This is a genomic window from Moorella mulderi DSM 14980 (assembly GCF_001594015.1).
GTDB classification, from domain to species: Bacteria; Bacillota; DSM-521; order Neomoorellales; family Neomoorellaceae; genus Neomoorella; species Neomoorella mulderi.
In genome coordinates this window covers 525,789-548,307 of sequence record NZ_LTBC01000001.1, presented here as the reverse complement: position 1 = coordinate 548,307, position 22,519 = coordinate 525,789, and the positions used below count along the sequence as shown (strand labels likewise).

The window sequence follows — 22,519 nt, the reverse complement described above, 5'->3', positions numbered from 1 at the left end:
AATTCAAAAAAATGTACATCCAGCTATGTGGTTAATAGTGAAATTCTACACAAACTCTAATTTTCCTGCTACCCCCACTAACTTATTTATTTGGTTTCTACCACAGACTGTCCCTGCCCGGCCTATCATTCATAATTATAAACCTTTCTTTACAAAAAACAAACAATTAAATTTTGTGCTTCATAACAGGAGAGAAAGCAAATATATTAACCTATGGCGCTCTCACCAGGGTCAGGACCGGCAATGACCGGCAGGCTGTCCAGTAAGAGGGCCTGCCTGGCTACTTCCAGAATGGCTTCCCGGGGAGCGGGTCCTAAAACTCCCCTGCTTACCTGAACATTAAAGGACCTGGCAGCGACCCGGACCGTTTCCAGGACACGCAAGAGGGGAAAGGCCTGCCAGTCCAGGATGTGGACTACCACGGCAGTTTGCCGGCCGGCTTCTTGCCCCCTGGCCGAAATTGCTCCACCTCCTTTCTGGGTCAGAACCCGGGCCAGGTGGTAGGCCACCCGGACGTCGTCGGTACCGAGATAAAGGGTATAGTCCAGGGCCTTCATCCTTTCTCACCACCCCTTTTCGTTCTACCCTTAGCATCCTATTCGAGAAGAAAACCTGCCCTGGCAAGGTTGGCTGCAATTATATCTAAAATATCTTCCCTGGCTGCTTCCACGGTATGCAAATGCACACCGTTACCAGTAAGGGTATATAGGGGTCTAGCCCCGCTGGCCTTTAAATCGGCGACAAACTTCTGGACGTCATAACGGGAGGCGAGCATCAGGTAACCGCGGATTTCCCCGTACAGGGGGTGTTCTACTACGACGTCAATTACTTTTCCCCCATAATCGACCATAATCTGTAATTCCCGCTCCAGGCCGGCCAGGTCATGCTGGCAGGCAAAGGTACGCCGGCAGCGGGTATCCGGACCCGGCAGGAGATAGCCCTGGGGGGTAGCCAGGATATTGACCCCTGCCGCCCGCAATACGGCTACATCCTGGACAATGACCTGGCGGCTGACTCCGAGGAGGCCGGCCAGCTCGGTGCCCTTGCGGGGCTGGTTGTTATCTAAAAGTTCGAGAATCCTCTGCCGGCGTTGACTGGCTTTCATAAACTTTATTTGCCTCCATTAAAGAAAAAGGCCGGTTACCCGGCCTGCTCTTCCCCCAGTTCGCCGGGGGTAAAAAAAAGGGCTATTTCCCGGGCCGCACTGGCCGGGGAATCCGAACCATGAATAACATTCTTGCCCACCTCAAGGGCATAATCCCCGCGGATGGTACCGGGAGCAGCGTCTTTAGGGTTGGTGGCACCCATCATTTGCCTTAAGCCGGCAATGACGCCGGGGCCTTCCAGCACCATGGCCACCACCGGACCCGAAGTAATGTGGCTGATAAGTTCCTGGTAAAAGGGTTTGCCCTGGTGCTCGGCATAATGCCTGGCTGCCAGTTCCGGCGTTATCCGCAGCATTTTCAGGGCCACAATCCGGTAACCTTTAAGTTCAATCCGGCTGATGATAGCGCCGGTGAGGCCCCGTTCTACCCCTTCGGGTTTAATCATGGCAAAGGTGCGTTCCACTACCATACTCCTTTCAAACAGTGGAGGTAAGTTAATTTAATCAGCATGTCCTTATTGGGACCGCTGCCTTTGGTACTTTCAACTCCTGTCCCGCCGGTAGCTGCCGGTTGCAGGTTCTCCTTTTGCTGGTTCCCTTGCTTGTCTTCTTCCGGGTTGTGCTCCTGGTTATAGGCTTCAATAATAGCTGTAAATTCTTCGGCTTCCAGGGTTTCCTTTTCCATTAAAGCCCTGGCCACCAGGTGCAGTTCGGCCATATGCTTCTGGAGGAGTTCTTTGGCCCGGTTATAACATTCATCAATTATACGACGGGCTTCCTTGTCAATGGAAAAGGCTACTGCTTCGCTATAATTACGGTCCCGGGCTATATCCCGGCCCAGGAAGACGGTTTCTTGCTTACGGCCGAAGGTCAGGGGTCCCAGTTCATCAGACATGCCGAACTCGGTGATCATTTTGCGTACCAGTTCCGTGGCTCGCTCCAGGTCATTCTGGGCTCCCGTACTGACTTCCTTTAATACCAGGGCTTCGGCTACCCGGCCACCCAGGAGCATGGTTACCTGGTCCAGGATCTGGGACTTGGTCATATAGCGGCGATCTTCCTTGGGGAGGAGCAGGGTGTAACCACCGGCCCGCCCGCGGGGGATAATGGAGACTTTATGCAGGGGGTCGGTATGGGGCAGGTAATGGCCCAGCAGGGCGTGGCCCGCTTCGTGGAAGGCCACCAGCCTTTTTTCATAGTCGCTGATAACCCTGGATTTTTTCTCCGGGCCAGCTATGACCCGCTCAATGGAATCTTCCATCTCTTCCATGCTAATGTTACGCTTACCGCGCCGGGCAGCCAGTAAGGCTGCTTCATTAACCAGGTTGGCCAAGTCGGCCCCGGTAAAGCCCGGCGTCCGCCGCGCGAGGACATCCAGGTCCACGGTATCATCCAGGGGTTTACCGCGGACGTGGACCTTTAAAATCTCTTTCCGGCCAACTACATCGGGTACATCAACGACTATCTGGCGGTCAAAACGCCCTGGTCGTAGCAAAGCCGGGTCCAGGATATCAGGCCGGTTGGTGGCCGCGATGATAATAATCCCTTCGTTGGCATTAAAGCCGTCCATTTCTACCAGTAACTGGTTTAAAGTTTGTTCCCGCTCATCGTGACCGCCGCCCAGGCCGGCACCCCGCTGGCGACCAACGGCATCAATCTCATCAATAAAGACGATACATGGGGAATTCTTTTTGGCCTGCTCAAAGAGATCCCGCACCCGGGAAGCACCCACGCCAACAAACATTTCCACAAAATCAGAACCGCTGATGCTGAAGAAAGGTACCCCTGCTTCCCCGGCCACGGCCCGGGCCAGCAAAGTTTTCCCCGTCCCGGGAGGCCCGTAAAGGAGGACACCCTTGGGGATGCGCGCCCCCAGTTCATTAAACTTGCGCGGGTTTTTGAGGAACTCCACGACTTCTTCTAATTCCTCTTTAGCCTCATCGGCGCCGGCGACGTCGCTAAAGGTGACCTTGCGTTTTTCATCGGTATGCAACCGCGCCCGGCTCTTGCCAAACTGCATCACCCGCGAGCCGCCACCCTGGGTCTGCTGCATCATAAAGAATACCAGGCCCACCAGCAGGAGAATCGGCAACAGGCTTCCGAGTAAGTTCGTCCACCAGGGCGGTTGAGGCGGCAGCTGGGTCCTGGTGACAACCCCTTTACTGGTTAAACGATCGGTTAAGGCGGCTGAAGCCGGGACATTGACTGTAAACCGGGCATTATCTTTCAGGACGCCATCGACTTTAATAATATTATCATGGGGTGTTAAAGTAACTTCCAGAACCTGACCCTGATCTACTGCCTGGTAAAAGCGGGTCAAATCCCACTCTTCTACAGTCTTCTCCACCGGCGTCGACAACCTGATGATGGAAACTGCCAGTAGTACTATGAGCAGATATACGGCCAGGTTCTTAAAAATTCGATTCAACGGGTCACCCTCCTCTTACCCCGCCCTGCATCTTATAGCTATATATTGTAGCATACGGAAAATATGATTGCAATTTAACTTTATATTTTTATTTTATGGCCAGGGTTCCAGCTGCAGGTGCAGGGCCAGGCGCGTTGCCGGCGTAATTTTGAAATCATCGGCCAGGCGCAAACCGGCCACCCAGGCAATACGCCGGCCGCTTATAACCAGGGGTACCAGGTGACGCCTGGCCGCGGGTAAATGAATGTCGCTGAAAAAATCCTGGAGTTTCTTGTTACCGGCAAGACCCAGGGGCCGGAAATAATCCCCTGGCTGCCAGTTACGTACCACCAGGGGCTTTTCTAATTTATCCCAGTCCAGCCAGGCCTCATCCTCCCTGCCCTTAAAAGTGGCGGGCGGCTCTCCAAGCCCGGCGCGGATAGCCTGTCCTACTTCCGGTAAAGGCGTTAACCCCGGTACCTGCAGCGGGTAGGAAAAAGTTATGGCCCGGGGCCCCTCTGCCGGGACCAGCAGGATTAATTCCGTCCCCCTGGCCTCTACCCTTAAATGCCCTGGCCAGGTAATGGTGCCATCCCGGGAAGCCATTTCCCGGGCCCCTTCCACCTGGTTGAAGCTCACCTTTCTTCCCAGGGAGGCAGCCGCCAGGCGCAGAACCCGGCGCTGGATTCCCGGAGCCAGGGATAGCCATTCCTCCCGGTCCAGGGCCAGATAGCCCGGTTCCTGGCGTATTTTTATCCTGGCAAAGGCTTCCTGGGCAAGATTAGCCAGGATCTCTTCTTCCTCCTGCAGAATAACGGCGGTCCGGCTTAGGGTCCTGACAATGGCCGGGTTAAATTCCCGGGCCAGGAAGGGCAATAACTGGTGCCGGATTTTATTACGCCTCAAAGTGGTGTCCCAATTCGTAAAGTCCTGGCGGGGTTCAAGGCCCTGCTGGCGACAGTAGGCCTCTATTTCTGCCCGGGAAATAAAAAGCAACGGCCTGATAACCTGGCCGCGCTGGGGCACCATGGCTTTAAGCCCTGTCAGGCCACTCCCCCGCAGGAGATTTAATAAAACCGTTTCGGCCTGGTCATCGGCCTGGTGGCCAACGGCAATTTTACTGGCCCCCACCGCAGTGGCCACTTCCAGGAGAAAGCGGTAACGTACTTCCCGGGCTGCTTCCTCCAGGGACAGGCGGTGCTCCTGCTGGTAAGCAGCCACATCCCGGCTGGCTATGGTCACCGGCAGGCCCCATCTCCTGGCCAGGTTACGAACATATTCGGCATCGGCAGCCGCCTCCGGGCGTAACCCGTGATTTAAATGGGCAACATGCAGGGTATGGCCAAATTCCTCCTGTAAAGCCCGCAGGCTGTGCAGCAGGGCCAGAGAATCCGGCCCCCCGGAAACCCCTACCACTACTTTATCCCCTGGTACCAGGAGGCCGTATCTCCGGACTGTCTGCCGGACCCGGTCCAGCATAAAGGTCCACCTTCAAAGGTCATCATATTGCCTTTATTTCGGCATGACGGTCCTTTTTCCTGCTTCTTCTGGTGAGTTTTTCCTTAAATAATATCCTTTATACGCCATTCCTTTCCATCCTGGCTACTATAACCGTCATATCATCCCGGGGCTTGCCGTCAACGAGGGCCCGCGCCTGTTTTAATAAACGGTCGGCTATTTCCTGGGGCCGGGCATCGCCTACCCGCTGTAAAGCTTTAGCCAGCCATCTTTCCTTTTCGTTTATGTCCCGGTGGGCTTCCAGGATACCGTCGCTAACCATGACCAGTAAATCACCATCCTGCAACTCTTCCCGGAGGGGTTCCACCTGCAGGTCTTCCAGGATTCCTGCCGGTAAAGAGTGGCTGCTCAGGGTTTTTACCTGGCCATCCCGCTGGATGAAGGTAGGGCATGCTCCCAGTTTATAAAATTCAGCCGTACCGGTGCCACAGTTAATTAAAGCCAGGTCACAGGTAGTAAAGCTCTCTTTAGGCGATCTTAACAGCAGGATCATGTTGATGGTCCGCAGGGCCATTTCCGGGGTAAAGCCGGCCGCCAGCAAGTCCCGGACCAATTCGATGGCCGTAGCGCTTGTTTCAGCAGCCTCCCGCCCGGCACCCATACCATCTCCCAGGACCAGCAGTTGCCTCCCGGGTTCAAGGAGGCCTGCCAGACAGGTGTCACCGGAAACCTCTGCCTGGTAGCGGGGAGCAGCCGCCGTCCCGACGGTTACCTGCCATAAAGGCAGTTCCTCCCCTGCCCCTACCCCGGCCCCTGTGTTTGGTCCCCCGTTAACCAGCATTGCTGCCAGGGCTTCAAAGGTGGCTGCCAGCCAGTTATTCAAGCCGTCTTCTGGCGGACGTACCTGCATTTTACTGGCCTCACCTGTTAACGCTGCCAGGAGTTCCCGGCAACGGCCGCAACGTGAGGACAGCCATTCAGGTATATCGGCAGTAGTCAGGGAACCGTGGCTTCCCTTTTGTAATAATTCCTGCAGCAGGGTTACCATTTGCTCGCCTTCCAGTTCCCAGCACACCTTGCCGGCCGGGCAACCGCGGCAGGTGGCCCTGGCTACCTGGCGCACGGTAACCATGGGACTTTCCTTAAAGCCGGTAAATTTAAGACTCCGGGCCAGGCTTTTTAAGGCCGTCTTTAATCTCTCTTGCCGGCCATGGCCCTCCTGCACCGCCGGCATGGTTACCGGTGCCGCCAGGAATCTTTGCAGGTAATTGATCAGGAAAGAGGGGGTGGCTGCCAGGGCCAGAGCCACCAGACCACCTTCCTTTAAAGCCGCCAGGGCACTATCCTGCCCAAGGAAATAGCTGGCTAAAAGCAGGTGGGCCAGCAGGAAGCCGCTGACAACCCCCGGCTTGCCCAGGCTTTTCAGGGAACCGGCAATTAAACCGGCAAAGGCGAGTAAACCTGCCAGGGCCGGCGTTACCACCTGGGAGAGACTGGGCAAAAAGCCGACCGCCGCCCCGGCCGCCGCCCCGGTCCCCGGCCCGCCAGCCAGGGACGCCAGCAGGAGGATATAGCGGCTAATGAGGCCCTGCAGGGAAAGGCCAAAGAGCTGCCATCCCTGCAGGCCCAGGAGTACCCCTGCGAGAAAGAGGCCTCCGCCAAGGAGACGCTCTTCCTGGCGCGTGGTCATGGTTGCTTCGAGAAAAGCGAGACTTAATCCCCAGGCCAGGAGGGCCTCAAAGATCACCTGGACCCAGCCATAAAAGGATGGTTGCCAGAGGGTAAGGCTTAATCCCCTGACCAGGATAATGGTCACCGGGGCCAGGGTGGCCTGGGTCAAGATACTGCCCCGGCGCAAACCAGGATAAAGGGTAAAAATTAGTCCCAGCAATAAAAAGAGGAGCAGGCGGCTGTAGGCCGGAGCAGGGCTGCTGAACCAGCTGCCGGCCATGCTGATCAAGGCCACTGGCCAGAGGAGGCGCGACCGCCGGACAGCGGCGGTAATAACTGCCGCCGGTCCAAAAGGGAAAAGTTCCTCCAGCAAAGCCCCCCGCGCCAGGCAAAACGCCGCCACCAGGAAAAGAAAGTCGAGGCCCAGGCGGGTTGCTACCGTTAGTTCGACTTCCCGCCGGTAAGGATGGACTCCAGGTTGGCCGGACATAAAACCACCGCCTTTACCATTACCTGGCAATTATTATACGCCATTTTACGCTAAAATCTTGTCATCTTCAGGCAACGGCGGTGGACAATCTTTCGACACTAAAAAAACCACCCTCATTTTTCAGGGTGGTTTTACTGGTGGCCCGTAGGGGATTCGAACCCCTGTTACCGGCTTGAAAGACCGGTGTCTTAACCCCTTGACTAACGGGCCAGATCATAAAAATGGTAGCGGTGGTAGGATTCGAACCTACGACACTGCGGGTATGAACCGCATGCTCTGACCAGCTGAGCTACACCGCCATGCAGAAGATATTATGCCTGAAGCTTGCCCTTTTGTCAAGGGGTAGGCCTCAATTCAGCATTAACCGGGCGCCGGCAGCCAGGAGTACCAGGCCGGCAGCCTTCCACCAGGTAAAGGGCATTTTATCCAGGCCAAATAAGCCAAAGTGATCAATTAGCAGGGCGGTAGATACCTGGCCGACAATAATAGCCGTAGTGGCCAGGGCTACACCTACCCTGGGGATACTAGCCACTACCCCGTAAGTAATGAGGACGCCGATTAGGCCCCCCAGCCAGAGGTACCAGGGGCAGTGGATCAGCTTACTCAAACTGCCGTCGCTTAAAGGGGTAAAAAGAAGGATAATCACTACCAGGGTGGCCGTGAGGTGAACAACCAGGGTGGCCTGGAGGAGGCCAATAATTTTGCCCAGGGCTGAATTGAGGGAGCCCTGAAAGGCCATGGCTATACCTGAAACAAGGGCCATTAAAAGCGCTAACCACATAAAATGACTTCCCCTGCCCTTTAGTTTGTTTCCCGGATTAATGTACCCCTAACCCCGGCCGGCTAAACCCATGGTACAAGTTACCAGAAGGGAAGTGTCTGTAAAGGATAACGGTTCCTGGGAATACTATATGGAGCGCTAGTTTCCATATGGGTCTTCTCTGATGGGGTGATAGCCTCAATGAACGGTTCCTCTAGAATCTGCTATTGTGAGGAAGAGATATTGCAGCGCAGGCTCTCATGGCTCCTGTTTTTCCTGGCCTTCTTTTTCTCTATAATGTTAACGGGGGCGCCGGTAGCGGCCGGAGCCCCCGGACCCTGCCCCTGCTCCGGCGAAGAGCGGTTGTTGAGGTTGACAGACCCCCCCATGCGAGGGCTGGACGTCAGCGACCTCCAGCTGCGCCTGGCGCAACTGGGCTATTATATCGGCCCCCTCAATGGCGTTTATGACGGTGCCACCAACCGGGCTGTCGTTAACTTCCAGAAAGACCGGGGGCTAACCCCCCGGGGCCAGGTAGGCCCGGCAACCTGGCTGGCCCTGGCCCAGGGTGCCTCAATCTCCAGCAACGCTTCCGGAAAGGCCCCGCCGGAGGGTAAAAACCTTAAAGTTATCGTCGATACCGGCCGCCTGGTCCTTACCATCCTGGTAGAGGGCCAGGTCTTCCGCCAGTACCCCGTAGCCATCGGCAAATATACCAGCCCTTCGCCCGTCGGGGAGTGGAAGATAATTGACAAAGCCTATGAAGCCGGCGGCGTCTTTGGTACCCGCTGGATGGGCCTCAATGTCCCCTGGGGCAACTACGGCATCCATGGCACCAACCGCCCCTGGTCCATTGGCTGGGCGGCGTCGGCAGGTTGCTTTCGCATGTACAACGAAGATATTGAAGAAATCTACCCCTGGCTGCCTGTAGGAACTCCGGTAGTCGTTAAAGGACCCTATACCCAGCCCACCGGTCCCCTGAAACCCGGGTACGGTTCTCCGGAAGTAGTAACCCTGCAGGCCAGGCTCCGGGAAAAGGGGTTTTACCTTTTTGGTCCTACCGACGGGGACTACGGCTTGATGACGGAGCTGGCCGTCAGGGAATTTCAACTCCACCAGGGTTTAAAGGCCACCGGAGTGGCGGATATTACTACTTTGAGGAGCCTGGGTTTTGAGGTTCCCGGTGCAAGACCTTGATGATACCCACCACCGCCCGGCGGGTATTAGCCTTAAGGCTGGCCAGCTCTTCAGGAGAAGCTCCATCTATGTGCACCCCGGCAACTACCACCACCGGTGAGTTCAAACTGGCCGCCAGGGTGGCTGCCGCTGGCCGGGCCAGTTCATCATCCTTATGGCCCAGAAGAGTTAATACCGAAGTGGTGGCACTCAAGTAGTTACCTTTTAAGCTTGGCCGTGGTAAACCCAGGGCCACGGCACCTACATGGGGCCTGGTACCGCCCATGAGGTGGGCAATATAGCCCTCCCTGGTGGCGAAAACCCGGCAAAAAATACGATAGCGGCCCCTGCCGGCCATATAAGTTAACGGCCGCAATTCCCTCTACCTCCAAAATTTACTGGTTTTGGCCATGCTCCCCGGTCCTCGCGTAACTGCCGCAGGCTTAAGCCAGCAACTATTCCTCATTAGTGGCTCCTCCCCAGCGCGGTACCAGGTCGTGAGGCAGTCCCAGTTGATCGAGGATTCTACCTACCAAGTGGTTGACCACTTCGTCAACGGTCCTGGGGCGGTAGTAAAAGGCGGGCATGGGTGGCATAATGACTACCCCCAGGCGGGCCAGGGACAACATATTTTCCAGGTGAATGGCGTTTAACGGGGTCTCCCGGGGGACCAGGATGAGCCGGCGCCCTTCCTTCAGGGTGACATCAGCCACCCGCATAATGAGGTTGGCTGCGTAGCCATGGGCAATACCGGCCAGGGTTTTCATACTGCAAGGGATGATCACCATCCCCTGGTGCTGGAATGAACCGCTGGCCACAGCGGCCGCCAGGTCGTTTTCCTGGTAACAACAGGCGGCGAGGGACTGGACAGCTTCAACTCCCATCCCCGTCTCCAGGCGCAGGGTTTCCCCGGCCCAGTGGCTTAAAATTAAATGTACCTCAACCCCTGCCTCTTTTAAGGCCTCCAGGAGCCTGACGGCATATACTGCCCCCGTTGCTCCCGTAACTGCTACTACCAGTCTCATGCCAGTTTCTCCCCTCTAGCCCGGGCCAGCAGTAAACCCCAGAGGAGGTCAGTCTCGCTAACCACCAGCTTGCCTGCGGCCAGTCCGGCGAGGATTATTTCCAGGATGGTGACGCCGGCGACAATTATATCTGCCCGCTCCGGCTGGAGGCCGGGAAGCTGCCGCCTCTCAACCAGGGTCATGGCCGTTAGAACCCGGCGCCAGCTTTTAACTTGTTCAGCAGTTAAGACCATACCATGAACCAGTTCCGGTTGGTAGCGCTCCAGGCCCAGTTCCAAGGCTGCAACGGTGGTTATGGTCCCGCCGGTACCAATAATTTGTCCCGGCCGTGCTTTTCGCGCCCGGGCGAGAACGGGAGCAAGCACCGTCTCCATAGCCACCCTTGGCATGGCCGTTTCAGTAGCCCGCACGGCACCAACCTTAACGCTTACCAGTTGCAGTCCGGCTTCCTCCTGCCAGCTGAGTTCCGTACTGCCGCCACCGATATCGATTACCAGGGGATTGAAAGCCGGCTCCTTAAGGCCTGCCAGGGCGCCCTGGTAGGCTAGGCGGGCTTCCGTATGCCCATCGATAATAATTAAATCCAACCCGGCCTCCCCTGCCACCCCGGCCTGCAAAAGTTCCGGGTTACGGGCCTCCCGGGCAGCACTGGTAGCAACACAAACCAGGTCCTGGGGCTGGTAATCCCGGGCCAAGGCGGCCAGCTCGGCGACGGCGGCCACTGTCCGCTCTACGGCTGCCCTTTGTAACCACCCATCCGCCGCCCCGGCCAGCAGCCTGGTGCTGCGGAGTGCGGCCCGGAGGGGCTGTACGGAGGCACCTTGCACCTCGCCAACCAGGAGGCGGACGGAGTTAGAACCAATATCCAGGGCTGCATAGCATGTCATTCCGGCTCACCTGCGCAATAAAGGGCACCTGTAGGGTGCCCGGATGAATTGACTTATATAATTTTAAAAAAATAAAGTCCTAAAAACCGCGTGCCCCCCGGCCGCCACGCTTGGCCTCTGTGTGCCGTTTGAGATCCTGTAAACGCTCGTCGCTTTCCTTCAGGAAACGGGCCAATTTGTCCTCAAAGGAAGATGCCGCAGCAGCCCGGTTGTGGCGGTGGCTGCGCCGGTTTTCGTCATAATTGGGATCGGCCCTCTTTATGGAAAGGCCGATTTTGCCCTTTTCGTCAATATTGATGACCTTAACCTTTACCCGGTCCTTTTCTTTAATAAAATCCTTGACATCTTTTACGTAGGTGTCGGCTACCTCGGAAATATGGACCAGCCCCGTCAGGCCGCCGGGCAATTCTACAAAGGCACCGAACTTGGTGATCCCGCTGACCACTCCTTCCACTACGGTGCCTACGGCAATGGACATACGAATGTTATTCCTCCTGTTTTCGTTTAAAGCTACTCCCATTATATGCAAGAGTTAAGAAATTTGTCAATAACCTGGAGGAATTTTAATCACGAAATTCATGGCCCGGCTGAGGAGGAATATAGGGCCTTACCTGGCCCGGTACCGCCGGTATAATTACTGTTTCCCCGGGTTTTACCAGACCCAGTTCTTCCCGGGCCATCCGCTCAATGTAACTATCGTTATTGAGCTCTTTAATCTGCTCCCGGAGGCGGTTGCCTTCGGCCAGCAAAGCCGCCTTCTGCTCCTGGCAGGCCTTAATCTGGAGGTTGGTCTGGTACAGGGCCAGGCCTACATGGGCAAAGGAGTATAAAAGGTAGATTGCCAGGACACTAACTACTATACCCGGCCAGTTCCAGCGTCTTTTGGGAAATGGCACTACCTTACCCATCTTCTTCACCTGCAAATATGCTTAAGGAGTCGCCGGGCAGGACAATTACCACCTGGTAACCCTTGGTCCGGGCCCGGTGGTAAAGGGTAGCCACGCTGCTGGCACTCAAGTTCAGGCGGCGTGCTACTTCTTCATTGCTGAGGCCCATCTCTTTCAGGGCCACCACCTGGCGTTCCCGGAAGCTCAGCTTTTCTGCGCCACGAATTTCAATCTGCACGCCATCTTCCCCATGTTTGTCCACAATTTATGCACATATTGTGGACAACTATTGGACAAAATTTATAATTCGCCCTTCCTGAAAAAAATCCTCCTGGTGGGAGAAAAATAATTAACCTTTCACCCCGCCGGGAGGACCGCCGGGGTGGTGGCGCCGCAGGAAAAGTCTTAAAGCTGCAAAAGGGAACGTTAAACAACTAAAAACCATGCTCCCTGGAATAATGACAACCAGAACTGTCTGCCTTAAAAAGCGGCGGCCAACGGCCATCATCCTGGCCAGCAAACGCCCGCCGGTGTATAACCGGCGGCGCATGCCCCGGCTTAAGAAACCGGCATACAGGATGGTCCCCAGACCCAGGGCCAGGAAAACATAAGCCCGTACCTCACCCCAGTTAATGAACATCAGCAAAGTAAAGGTTAAAGCAGTAAAGATTAACCAGAACAGGGCATCACCCATATGGGTGCGCAACCGTTTCGGCCGCCAAAAATAGCGGCCGACGCGGTAGCAATCAAAGCCGAAGGCCAGCAAAAGCCCTGCCCCGCACAGGGCCAGAAATATCTGCCACTGTTCCAGTACAGGGATCATTTAAGCAGGCGCTGGAGCAAGCCCTTACCCCTGGCGCCCTTTCCCTCGCTGTAGCTAAGATTATTTACCGTACCACTGGCCTCGAGATTACCTGTCTCCAAGCTCAAATTGCTGATATTAAAATCTTTTCCCCTTAGAGCCAGTAGCCCCATGGTTGTTTCCAGCAGTATTTCTTCTTCATCGTAATTAAGGACCTGGAGGACACCGCTGATAACGAGTTTTTCCCGGTTGATAATGGTGAGCTGGTGCTGCCCGTCAGCCATTACGCCATCCCCCCTCTCCTTTATTTTTATGAAGGAGAGGGGTAAAAAAGTAATAAAAAGAGCTGGCCGGCTACCAGGCCTTGACCAGCTCCACATCCTTAAAGAAGTATTTAATAATCTCCTGGGGTGATTTGCCCTGTTCAGCCAGGGCTTTGGCCCCCCATTGACTCATACCGACGCCGTGGCCGTAACCCTCGCCCTTAAAGGTCACCCGGCCGTTACCGGTGGTTATACCTGTGAGCAGGGTTGAACGCAGGCGGTCACTGCCCAGGGCGAGGCGCAGGGCCGAGGCATCGACAGTTAACTTCCCGACCTTTAACTGGGTAGCCCGGCCTGAAGGGCCTTTGGCGGCAATACTTACCGCCGTAATAGTTCCCGGGTCCTGGCCGGTAACTTTTCTTACTGCCGCAGCCACCTCGGCGGTATTGAAGGTGGCCGTCCAGCTTTTATTCTCCGGCGTGGTTATGGCCATTCCAGGGTCGGGAACACTCTGGATGTAAGGTGCCGGTTCCCGCCGGAAATTTAATCCCTCCACTGCTGAAGCAGCCGTCCGGGGGCCGCCGGAAGCATGAAACCAGGCATTGATGTAGTTCCCTTTATACTTGATAACCTGGCCGCGGGTCATTTCTACCGCCCGGCGGACATTATCGTTGACCCTGGCAGGGTTGTAGGCCTGGAACTCTTCCACGCTGGTGGAGGCATCGGTACCGTGGGCCTTGACCCCGCCTTCCTGGATCTTTTTCATGGTAAAGGTCCGGGCGAGTATTGCCTGGGCCGCCAGGGCGTTAAGGGGCCAGCTTGGCTCCATTTCCGCTGCTACTACGGCGGGCAGGTATTCTTCTATTTTTAGCCTTTTAACCTCGCCGGTCTGGTTAACATAAAGAGAGAGGGTGGGTTCCTGGACTGCCGGTCGCCTTGCCGGGGCCCGGCAACCTGCTAAAACCTGGCTTAAGAACAACAGCCCTACCATACTTGCTATCACTTTACGCCTTAACGCCATGTTTGTCCCTGCCTTTAAGGTTTTACCCAGCACTGACGTTTCAGTTTTACCTTAGTATAAGCAGGAAGCCTGCATGGCTATGCATCCGGTGGTATAGTTGCCAGGGGCCGGTTAAGGCTCGCCGGGCCTGGTTTTGCCTTCAGCCAGGACCCGGTAAGTTTCTTTAGCCCGGTCGGCAGCTATACTTTCCGGTGTGGCCAGGATCTCTACCGTCTGCCAGCGGTTGCCCAGCTTTAAGGTTAAAATGTCACCGGGTTTTACATCTGTACCGGCCTTGGCTGGCCGGCGGTTGACCTCTACCCCGCCACCATCACATACTTCCTTGGCCAGGGTCCGCCTCTTGATTAACCGGGAGACCTTTAAAAACTTATCCAGGCGCATAAGGTACCTCCAAACAGAAAATCAGGCGTATTGCCTGATTTTCCCTTTTACCTGCTTATTTGGCTACAGCTTCCCTCAAAGCCTTGCCGGCTTTGAAAACCGGTACCCGCGTGGCTGCGATTTCGATTTCCTCACCGGTGCGGGGGTTACGCCCTACCCGGGCGGCCCTTTCCTTGATCTCAAAGGTACCAAAGCCTACAAGCTGCACCTTATCGCCCTGGGCCAGGGCTTCTTCGATACTGGCTAATACGGCGCTGACTACCTTTTCGGCGTCTTTTTTGGTCAGGTCGGTTTTTTCAGCCACGCTGGCCACTAAATCCATTTTGTTCACTTATGATCCCTCCTGCCTATCAGTTGCCCTTGTTCACTTTTATTCGCTATAATTCAACAATCTCCTGCATTACCTCTTATTTTCCTGGAATTTTTTTCGCTTCTTCCCACAAAGCATCCATCTCCGCCAGAGAAAGCCTTCCCATATCCAGTCCTTTTTGCCGGGCCTTCCTCTCTATATACTGAAAACGCTGCATAAATTTGGCAACGGTAGCCTGTAAAGCAGCTTCTGGCTCCACCCCGAGCCAGCGGGCCAGGTTCACTAAGGCAAAAAGGACATCTCCCACTTCAGCGGCCTGTTCCCGGCGCTCTTCCCCGGCCACAGCTTCTTTTAATTCCTCCAGCTCTTCCTCTACTTTGGCCCAAACGCCGGTCACGTCACTCCAGTCAAAACCCACCCGGGCTGCCTGCTCCTGGACCTTCAGGGCCTTCATGAGGGCTGGCAGCCCCCGGGGCACACTTAATACCGAAGGTTCCCCCTCCCCATTACTTTTCTTTTCGGCTGCCTTGATCTGATCCCAGCGGGCCAGCACCTCCCCGGCTGTATTTAAAATAGCCGTACCAAAAACATGGGGATGACGGCGGCGCATCTTGGCACAGATAGCTTCCAGGCAGTCGGCCAGGGTAAAGTCGCCGTTTTCCTCGGCCAGCCGGGCATGGAAAACCACCTGTAGCAGTAAGTCTCCCAACTCCTCACACAGTTTATGCATATCGCCGGTATCAATGGCTTCCAGGACTTCATAGGCTTCTTCAATAAGGTAACGTTTAAGAGACTGGTGAGTCTGTTCCCGGTCCCAGGGGCAACCTCCCTCGCCGCGTAGCCTGGCCATAATAGCTTTGAGTCCCGCCAGTGTCCGGTCCCGGCCCTCCGGGTAAGGGGGCAGGTAAATGCTGGTGAGATGATCGATCCAGGGCAGGCGGTCGATGGCATAGAGTGGTACCGTTGCCACCCGTTCTTCCCCGGTCAGGCCGGCGCCCCGGACCACCGTTACCGGATATTCATCCGGGTAAAGGCCCATAAGGGTCAACTTGGTGTCGGACGCTATCCTCTGGTTGTAAACCTGGGTGAGTATCAGCCCCAGCCCGGGATCCAGCCCATCTAACGTAAAAGTCAGGGCATCGGTAACAGTTAAGCCCCGGGTGGGGTCAAGGTGCAGGGTGGCATACAGGGCGTCCAGGCAGCTCATGGCCGGTATTACCCGGGTGTCTACCCCGGCTCCGGGGGCAGCTTCCAGGAGCAGGGTTACACTCCTTTCGGCTACCAGGGGGTGACCCGGTACGACGTAGGCCAGCTCTTTATCCCTGGCCTCCCCGAGTAAGGTAGCAACAATCCGCCGGTAAAGCTCCTCAAAATCTCCTGCCTGCTCATAATAACTATCAAAGCTCTCCCACTGTAATCCTCGCTCTTTTAAAGCCGCTACTGCCGGGTGCCGGGCCGTCCGCAGGTAGATCTTGTCCACTCCTGGCAGGGCCGCCAGGACCGCCGGCGGCACCTGGGCCGGGTCACCGGGCCCCATGCCGGCGATAATAACCTTGCCTGCCATCTACCTCGCCTCACAGGAAAAGAGTACCGTTTTATTGTACCACAACATCCGGCTAAAAAGAAAGCGGCGCCGGGGCGCCGCTGTTATTGTTCCATTTGTTTGGCCAGGAAGCCTGCCGCCGTCTCGGCCAGCTTCAGCTCCATATCCCCCATTTTCACCCCTGGCTCCCGGGAGCAGATAATTACCGCCCCGATGGGATCACCCTCGGCAATTATGGGAGCAATAACTTCGGCCGTAAATTTATAGGCCTCTCCTTCACCGTCAATGGGGAACAGGTCTTCCGTTGGGGAGTTAATTAGCACAGGTTTACGGTCTTCCATGACCTTTTCTACTGCTGGCCCAATGGGTTTATCCAGGAATTCCTTTTTGGGGGCACCGGCTACCGCAATAATGTTGTCCCGGTCAGCAATACAGGCTATATGCCCGATGGCTTCATGGAGCGAATCTGCATATTCCTTGGCAAAATCTCCCAGTTCACCAATAGGCGAGTATTTTTTTAAAATTACCTCGCCTTCACGGTCAACGAAGATTTCCAGTGGATCACCTTCGCGAATCCGCAAGGTGCGTCTGATTTCCTTGGGTATTACCACACGTCCTAGATCGTCAATACGCCGTACAATGCCTGTTGCTTTCACTGCTGTCTATCCCCCCTTTACCCTTTTTCCGGGTAACCCTTTCAAGGATTAGCTTTCACTGTTAGTATATAATCCATCCAGATGGTTTATTCATTTTTTCCCTGCCTTTTCTAGAACTGGTACCATGGATAAAATCCGGCTTCCGGGCAAAAACTAAACATTTATGGCAAGAGCGGTACGAACTATATGCCACTTCGCACCGCCCTATTAGAAAAATTAAATTTTCGGCTGTAGAAACCAGGTTGAGAACTACCAGGGCGGCCAGCATAATACAGCATATAATAATCCCCTTTAGCCTGCCGCTTCAGCGACCAGGTATTTAATCCTAGTCAGGACATCTTCCAGTAAAGCCAGCAACCCCTGCTGGTCCAGGCCCCCCGTCCGCACCCTGATGGTCAAACCGCCGGCAGAAGAAAAGGAGAGCTTGCGGGGAAAATACTGGGTCAGCTGCAGCAGCCTTTCGCCCCGCAGGGCGTGATGCTGGCCCAAACTCAATTCTACTTCCCTGCCCTTCTGGTGCACACTGGTTACGCCAACTTCCTGGGCCAGGAGGCGCACCCGGGTCAGGCTTAAAAGATTTTGCGCCTCTACCGGTGGCCGGCCATAGCGGTCTTCCATTTCGCTGGCAATATCTTCGACTTCGTTTAAATCCCTGGCCGCCGTCAGGCGGTGGTAGATTTCCATCTTCAAGGCAGCATCGGGGATATACTCGTCGCTCAAGAAAGTATCCACCGTTAATTCCACGGGGGCCGCCGGGGAGGCTGCCACCGGTCTCATTTCCGGCAGGGCTTCGCCTCGCTGGCGTTTTAATTTTTGCACGGCTTCCTCCAGGAGCTGGCAGTAGAGGTCAAAGCCTACGGCCAGCATGTGCCCATGTTGTTCGGGTCCCAGGAGGTTCCCTGCGCCCCGGATCTGCAGGTCCCTGAGGGCAATTTTATACCCCGAGCCAAAGGCCGTAAATTCCCGGATGGCAGCCAGGCGCTTTTCGGCCACTTCACCCAGGACTTTGTCCGGCCGGTAGGTGAAATAGGCATAGGCCAGGCGGTTGGTCCGGCCAACCCGGCCGCGGAGCTGGTAAAGCTGGGCCAGGCCGAAACTATCGCTCTCGTCAACAATGAGGGTGTTGACATTGGGGATATCGAGGCCGTTTTCCACAATGGTGGTACAGACCAGCACATCGTAACGGCCTTCGATAAAGTCCAGCATGACCTTTTCCAGTTCCCTTTCCTCCATCTGGCCGTGGCCTACCCCCACCCGGGCTTCCGGTACCAGCTGCTGGACGTGATAGGCGAAGCGGTCAATATCTGCCACCCGGTTGTGAACAAAGTAAACCTGGCCGCCGCGGTCCAGTTCCCTGCGGATGGCCTCCCGTACCAGCTCCGGGCTGTACTCCACCACATAGGTCTGGACGGGAAAGCGGTCTTCCGGCGGCGTTTCAATCAGGCTCATGTTGCGGACGCCGGCCAGGGCCATGTGCAGGGTGCGGGGAATGGGGGTGGCCGTCATGGTCAGGACATCAACGCTGTAACGCATTTTCTTTAACTTTTCTTTATGAGCCACGCCAAAGCGCTGTTCCTCATCAATGATGACCAGGCCCAGGTCCTTGAAGGAGACATCACCGGACAACAGGCGGTGGGTGCCAATGACAATATCCACTTCACCCCTTTTTAAAGCCTTAACAACCCGTTTTTGCTCCCCTAGGGAACAAAAACGACTTAGGACGGCTATCTTTACCGGGAAAGGCGCAAAGCGCGACTTAAAGGTATTATAATGCTGCTGGGCGAGGATGGTTGTCGGCACCAGGACGGCCACCTGCTTGCCGTCCATGACAGCTTTAAAGGTTGCCCGCATGGCTACCTCCGTCTTGCCATAACCGACATCGCCGCAGAGGAGGCGGTCCATGGGCCTGGGTTTCTCCATATCCGCCTTGACTTCAGCGATGGCCTTGAGCTGGTCCGGCGTCTCTGTGTAGGGAAAGGCTTCTTCAAATTCCCGCTGCCAGGGCGTATCGGGCGAAAAGGCATACCCTGGGATGGCCTCTCGTTTGGCATAGAGTTCCAGCAATTCCTCGGCCATGGCCTGGACAGCTTCCTGGACCCGGCTCTTGACCTTATGCCATTCATTGCCTCCCAGGCGGTACAGGCGGGGCACATGACCTTCAGCCCCGACGTATTTTTGTACCAGGGAAACCTGATCAATGGGTACATAGAGGCGGTCCTGGCCGGCGTATTGGATGAGGAGGTAGTCCTTTTTGACCCCTCCCACCTCCAGTTGCTTCAGGCCCAGGTACCGGCCAATACCGTGGTGGACATGGACGACGTAATCACCTTCCCGGAGATCGTTAAAAGAGGTGATTTTGCTGCCTTCCCTGGCCACCTTAGGCCGGCGCGGCCTTTTAACCCCGCCATAAATTTCCGTGTCCCCCAGGACGGCCAGCCGCATTTCGGGCCAGGAAAAGCCCTGGCGCAGGCGTCCCGGCACAATGAGTACCTGCCCGCCCTCGGGAACGGCAGCCACTTCATTCAGGGCCTGGCAGGCTATACCCTGGTCAGCCAGGGCCTGGCGCAAGCCGGCCACCCGGTCCGGGTCGGCTGCCATAAGAATGGTACGGTAGCCATCCCGCCGCCAGCGGCTGAGTTCGTCAACAAGCAAATTCATCCGGCCCTGGAAGGCCGGGATGGACTGGGCGCCGACGCCGATGGCTTGCCGGGGACTGGTCCCCGGCGCCCGCCGGGGTAACAAGGAAAAGTAGAGGCGCTGGTAGCGACTGAAAAGACGCTCCAGTTCGCCCGTTTCCAGGTAGGCCTGCCCCTGGGAAGGTAAAGCCAGGCCGCCGGCCAGCATTTCAGTAAAAACCCCCAGGCGTTGCTGTTCCCGCCGGCGCATTTCTTCCTGCAAACGCGCCGGGTCATCAAGGACCACCAGGGGCGGGTGCGGGAAGTAATCGAAAAGGGTAGCCAGGCGCGGGTAAAAAAGGGCCTGGAGCTGGTCAATACCTTCCGGCCAGTCTCCCTCCTCCAGCCGGGCCATTAGATTCTGGACCCTTTCTTTTAACTCCCGGGCTGCCTGGGGCTGGCGGTTGCGCAAGGCAGTATAGGTCTGGGAAAATTCGGCCTGCAAAGCCTCCAGCCCGGCTTTGATGTCCTGGGGCGGGAGAACCTCCCGGGCCGGCCCCAGGGTTACGGCCCGCGTCTCCGCCACCGAACGCTGGGTATCCGGGTCGAAGTAACGGAGAGAATCAATTTCATCGCCAAATAATTCTAAACGTACCGGTTCCCGGGCACCCAGGGGATAGATATCAATAATGCCCCCCCGGGCGGCCAGCTGGCCGGGGGCTTCCACTACTTCCTGCCGCCGGTAACCAAGGGCGATTAACCTCTCCAGAAGAGCCTCACGGTCAATTACCTGGCCTATTTCCAGGGTCAGGAGGGCCTGCTTTAAAATCTCCGGCGGCGGCAGTTTCTGGAGCAAAGCCTCCACCGGAACCAGCAGGAGCCGTATCCGCCCGCTGACCATGTCCGTCAGGGCTTTAAGGCGCTGGCCCGCCAGTTCCGGGCTGTGGGCGTATACCTCCACCGGCAGGAGTTCCGCCGCCGGCAGATAGCCGGTGCCTGACCCCGGCCAGAAGGAATCAATGTCAGCTACCAGGCGCCCGGCCTCATCGCTTCCGGCTGTAACCACCAGGATAGGGTGGTAATCGAGGAGCATGGCTGCCAGCCACAACCCCTTTAAACCCTCTGGTAGGCCGTAGATCTGCTGCTCCGCCAGGCCCTGGTTGAAGCCCTTTACTATGCTGTGAAATTGAGAACTATCTCTGACAATTTGCAATATACCATAATTATGCATTTATACTGCACTCCAACCAGTAAGCAAGCTTTTGTTGATTAAGAAAAGGCCCTTTTTCCAGGGCCTCATCTCCGCACAACACTCCTCATCCAGTATTTATTATATTCTGCCCCTGGGAAAGAAGTCAAGTTTTATAATTTAAAAAGGAATGCAGGGTCAAAATCACCTGGTTCCAGGCCAGGTGAGCCAGGAAACCAGTAGCCAGGGCTACGTCGGCCCGGCCGGAACGAGCGTAAGCTAAAGATGCCAGCAGGCCAAAAAAGGAATGACCTGCCACGGCCGCCAGGGCCGGTTTTAATTTCGGGGGCCCCTTTGCTGGAGGTGCGCCGGCCAGTTCCCAGGCTGCTTCAGCGAGACCAAACACGCTGTGAACACCGGCCAGGGAAGTCCCTGTCAACAGGGCCAGGCCTGTCTTCAGGATTTCTTCCCCAAGGGGTCCTAATAAAGTGAGGATGGCTCTATTATTAAACCCCAGCCCCAGGAGCACGTAGTTAACCGCCCACGCTACCAGGGCTGCCATAAGGCCTACCAGCAAGGTTTTAAGAAAAATCATGGCTTAACCCCTGCAGGAGTCTCCCTGGGAGTTAGCGTTCCCTCCGGCTATTAAAACGGTTCATGGCCTCCTCGAGTCCCCCTCCTTCCAGGAGGAAACGGAGGGCCCGGGCCGCCTTCAGGAGGACCGGGCCCACCAGGGCCCAGTCGCCTTCACTGAAGGGCCGTAACACGTAGTCAACTACATTTTCCCCCTCTTGCGGCCGGCCAATACCTATTTTTAACCTTGGTATGGCCGTTGTCCCCAGGGCGGTGATAATCGACTGCAAACCGCGGTGACCGCCGGAACTGCCCCCCGGCCTGATACGCATCCGCCCCGGCGCCAGGTCCAGGTCATCGTGAACAATCACCATTTCAGCCGGGGCGATACCGTACCAGCGCGCCAGGGGGGCAACGGCCTGGCCGCTATTATTCATAAAGGTCTGGGGCTTGACCAGGAGGACCCGCCTTTCCCCTACCATCCCCCGGCCGATGAACGCCTGGTGACGGCTGGAATTAAAGTTAATTCCCAGTTCGCCGGCCAGGAGATCAAGGACCATAAAACCCGCATTGTGCCGGGTCGTTTCATAACGGGGCCCGGGATTGCCCAGGCCCACCACCATCTGCACCGGCAAATTAGCGCCCCCAACTCTAGTTATCTTCACCGGCTTATTCTGCTGCCGGCGTTTCTCCTTCTCCCGCCGGCGTCGCAGCGCCTTCTTCTGCTTCCACGGCCCGGGTAGTTACCACCGTGGCGATTACCGCCTCCGGTTCGGAAAGGATTTTTACTCCCGGCGGCGCTTTAAGGTCGGCCACCGCCAGGTGTTCTCCCACGCCAAGGTTACTGATATCAACAGTTATGCCCTCCGGCAGGTCGGCGGGCAGGCCCTCGACCTCCACCTCCCGCAGGCCGTACTGGAGGATGCCGCCTTGTTCAACACCTTTAGCTTCCCCTTCCAGGATGACCGGTACAGTAGCTCTGATTTTTTCATCCAGGGAAATCTGGTAAAGGTCCGCGTGGGTGATTACACCTTTGATGGGGTGACGCTGGACCTCCCTGATTACCGCGGCAAATTCTTTTTCTTTCCCGTTCCCGGTCACTATAACCTTAAGTAAAGCATTTTCCCCTTCCCGGGTGAGAATCCGTTCCAGTTCTTTAAGGGGAATGGCCAGAGGTATATTACCTGCTTTTTTCCCATAAATAACCCCGGGTAATTTCCCCTGCCGGCGTAAGCGCCGGGCCAACTGTTTACCAGTGTCAGGCCGCACTTCTACTACCAGTGTCTGGACTTGCATCAAT

General features: G+C 56.2%; 25 protein-coding genes and 2 tRNA genes. 1 reads left to right on the top strand and 26 read right to left on the bottom strand.

What is annotated here, in order from left to right; all coding sequences use genetic code 11:
- Positions 1-206: 206 nt before the first annotated feature.
- From MOMUL_RS02910 to MOMUL_RS02870, 9 genes are all read right to left on the bottom strand, one after another.
- Positions 207-557: a hypothetical protein gene (locus MOMUL_RS02910; protein WP_062281214.1), complete on the bottom strand. Its 351-nt coding sequence runs from the start codon at positions 555-557 to the stop codon at positions 207-209.
- A gap of 38 nt (positions 558-595) precedes the next feature.
- Entirely contained in the window at positions 596-1,105 is a 510-nt protein-coding gene (locus tag MOMUL_RS02905; protein ID WP_062281210.1) for a transcription repressor NadR, read from the bottom strand.
- 35 nt (positions 1,106-1,140) lie between these two features.
- Positions 1,141-1,569 carry a nucleoside-diphosphate kinase gene (ndk, locus tag MOMUL_RS02900; protein WP_062281207.1) on the bottom strand — a complete coding sequence of 143 codons (429 nt, stop codon included), beginning with the start codon at positions 1,567-1,569 and terminating at the stop codon, positions 1,141-1,143.
- Positions 1,569-3,533, bottom strand: coding sequence for an ATP-dependent zinc metalloprotease FtsH (gene ftsH, locus MOMUL_RS02895; protein WP_062281204.1), 1,965 nt, complete (start codon positions 3,531-3,533; stop codon positions 1,569-1,571). The genes ndk and ftsH overlap by 1 nt, the downstream gene beginning before the upstream one ends.
- A 93-nt stretch (positions 3,534-3,626) precedes the next feature.
- Complete coding sequence (tilS, locus tag MOMUL_RS02890) at positions 3,627-4,991, bottom strand: tRNA lysidine(34) synthetase TilS (RefSeq protein ID WP_062281200.1); 1,365 nt, start codon at positions 4,989-4,991, stop codon at positions 3,627-3,629.
- A gap of 97 nt (positions 4,992-5,088) precedes the next feature.
- Positions 5,089-7,131 (bottom strand): SpoIIE family protein phosphatase, encoded by a 2,043-nt coding sequence (locus MOMUL_RS02885; RefSeq protein ID WP_062281198.1) that lies wholly within the window; start codon positions 7,129-7,131, stop codon positions 5,089-5,091.
- 135 nt (positions 7,132-7,266) lie between these two features.
- Positions 7,267-7,341 (bottom strand) — tRNA-Glu (locus MOMUL_RS02880).
- Positions 7,342-7,353: 12 nt separating this feature from the next.
- A tRNA-Met gene (locus MOMUL_RS02875) sits at positions 7,354-7,430 on the bottom strand.
- 50 nt (positions 7,431-7,480) lie between these two features.
- Entirely contained in the window at positions 7,481-7,912 is a 432-nt protein-coding gene (locus MOMUL_RS02870) for a DMT family transporter (RefSeq protein ID WP_062281195.1), read from the bottom strand.
- Between the two features lie 222 nt (positions 7,913-8,134).
- On the opposite strand from MOMUL_RS02870, the gene MOMUL_RS02865 reads away from it, so the two are divergent.
- Positions 8,135-9,088, top strand: a complete 954-nt coding sequence (locus MOMUL_RS02865; RefSeq protein ID WP_062281192.1) for a L,D-transpeptidase family protein — start codon at positions 8,135-8,137, stop codon at positions 9,086-9,088.
- Here the strand turns inward: MOMUL_RS02865 and lpdD are convergent.
- The 17 genes from lpdD to MOMUL_RS02775 all read right to left on the bottom strand — a co-directional run bounded on the left by lpdD (position 9,042) and on the right by MOMUL_RS02775 (position 22,515).
- Positions 9,042-9,443, bottom strand: coding sequence for a prenylated flavin chaperone LpdD (gene lpdD / locus MOMUL_RS02860; RefSeq protein ID WP_153018201.1), 402 nt, complete (start codon positions 9,441-9,443; stop codon positions 9,042-9,044). The genes MOMUL_RS02865 and lpdD overlap by 47 nt on opposite strands.
- A 79-nt stretch (positions 9,444-9,522) precedes the next feature.
- On the bottom strand, positions 9,523-10,092 hold the full coding sequence (locus MOMUL_RS02855) for a UbiX family flavin prenyltransferase (RefSeq protein WP_062281189.1): 570 nt from the start codon (positions 10,090-10,092) through the stop codon (positions 9,523-9,525).
- The gene (locus MOMUL_RS02850; protein ID WP_062281187.1) at positions 10,089-10,979 is read right to left on the bottom strand and encodes a Ppx/GppA phosphatase family protein; all 891 of its coding nucleotides are present in this window, start codon (positions 10,977-10,979) and stop codon (positions 10,089-10,091) included. The genes MOMUL_RS02855 and MOMUL_RS02850 overlap by 4 nt, the downstream gene beginning before the upstream one ends.
- Before the next feature lie 79 nt (positions 10,980-11,058).
- Entirely contained in the window at positions 11,059-11,457 is a 399-nt protein-coding gene (locus MOMUL_RS02845; protein ID WP_054935780.1) for a S1 RNA-binding domain-containing protein, read from the bottom strand.
- A gap of 85 nt (positions 11,458-11,542) precedes the next feature.
- Positions 11,543-11,887, bottom strand: coding sequence for an FtsB family cell division protein (locus MOMUL_RS02840; protein WP_054935779.1), 345 nt, complete (start codon positions 11,885-11,887; stop codon positions 11,543-11,545).
- Complete coding sequence (locus tag MOMUL_RS02835; RefSeq protein ID WP_054935778.1) at positions 11,880-12,104, bottom strand: RNA polymerase sigma factor; 225 nt, start codon at positions 12,102-12,104, stop codon at positions 11,880-11,882. The genes MOMUL_RS02840 and MOMUL_RS02835 overlap by 8 nt, the downstream gene beginning before the upstream one ends.
- Positions 12,105-12,215: 111 nt before the next feature.
- The gene (gene yabQ, locus MOMUL_RS02830) at positions 12,216-12,689 is read right to left on the bottom strand and encodes a spore cortex biosynthesis protein YabQ (RefSeq protein ID WP_054935777.1); all 474 of its coding nucleotides are present in this window, start codon (positions 12,687-12,689) and stop codon (positions 12,216-12,218) included.
- On the bottom strand, positions 12,686-12,952 hold the full coding sequence (gene yabP / locus MOMUL_RS02825) for a sporulation protein YabP (RefSeq protein ID WP_054935776.1): 267 nt from the start codon (positions 12,950-12,952) through the stop codon (positions 12,686-12,688). Before yabP ends, yabQ begins: the two co-directional genes overlap by 4 nt.
- Before the next feature lie 70 nt (positions 12,953-13,022).
- Positions 13,023-13,952: a SpoIID/LytB domain-containing protein gene (locus MOMUL_RS02820; RefSeq protein WP_062281184.1), complete on the bottom strand. Its 930-nt coding sequence runs from the start codon at positions 13,950-13,952 to the stop codon at positions 13,023-13,025.
- A 111-nt stretch (positions 13,953-14,063) separates the two neighbouring features.
- Positions 14,064-14,333, bottom strand: a complete 270-nt coding sequence (locus tag MOMUL_RS02815; protein WP_062281181.1) for an RNA-binding S4 domain-containing protein — start codon at positions 14,331-14,333, stop codon at positions 14,064-14,066.
- Positions 14,334-14,388: 55 nt separating this feature from the next.
- Positions 14,389-14,655 (bottom strand): HU family DNA-binding protein, encoded by a 267-nt coding sequence (locus MOMUL_RS02810; RefSeq protein WP_201786452.1) that lies wholly within the window; start codon positions 14,653-14,655, stop codon positions 14,389-14,391.
- An 85-nt stretch (positions 14,656-14,740) separates the two neighbouring features.
- Positions 14,741-16,207, bottom strand: a complete 1,467-nt coding sequence (yabN, locus tag MOMUL_RS17200; protein WP_062281175.1) for a bifunctional methyltransferase/pyrophosphohydrolase YabN — start codon at positions 16,205-16,207, stop codon at positions 14,741-14,743.
- 83 nt (positions 16,208-16,290) lie between these two features.
- Complete coding sequence (gene spoVT, locus MOMUL_RS02800; RefSeq protein ID WP_054937440.1) at positions 16,291-16,842, bottom strand: stage V sporulation protein T; 552 nt, start codon at positions 16,840-16,842, stop codon at positions 16,291-16,293.
- Between the two features lie 291 nt (positions 16,843-17,133).
- Positions 17,134-20,688, bottom strand: coding sequence for a transcription-repair coupling factor (gene mfd / locus MOMUL_RS02790; RefSeq protein ID WP_062281169.1), 3,555 nt, complete (start codon positions 20,686-20,688; stop codon positions 17,134-17,136).
- Positions 20,689-20,812: 124 nt separating this feature from the next.
- A complete protein-coding gene (locus MOMUL_RS02785) occupies positions 20,813-21,241 on the bottom strand; it encodes a hypothetical protein (protein ID WP_062281166.1) in 429 nt (142 codons plus the stop codon).
- A 31-nt stretch (positions 21,242-21,272) separates the two neighbouring features.
- Entirely contained in the window at positions 21,273-21,848 is a 576-nt protein-coding gene (gene pth / locus MOMUL_RS02780) for an aminoacyl-tRNA hydrolase (protein WP_064774314.1), read from the bottom strand.
- 40 nt (positions 21,849-21,888) lie between these two features.
- Positions 21,889-22,515, bottom strand: coding sequence for a 50S ribosomal protein L25 (locus MOMUL_RS02775; RefSeq protein WP_062281163.1), 627 nt, complete (start codon positions 22,513-22,515; stop codon positions 21,889-21,891).
- Between the last annotated feature and the right edge of the window lie 4 nt (positions 22,516-22,519).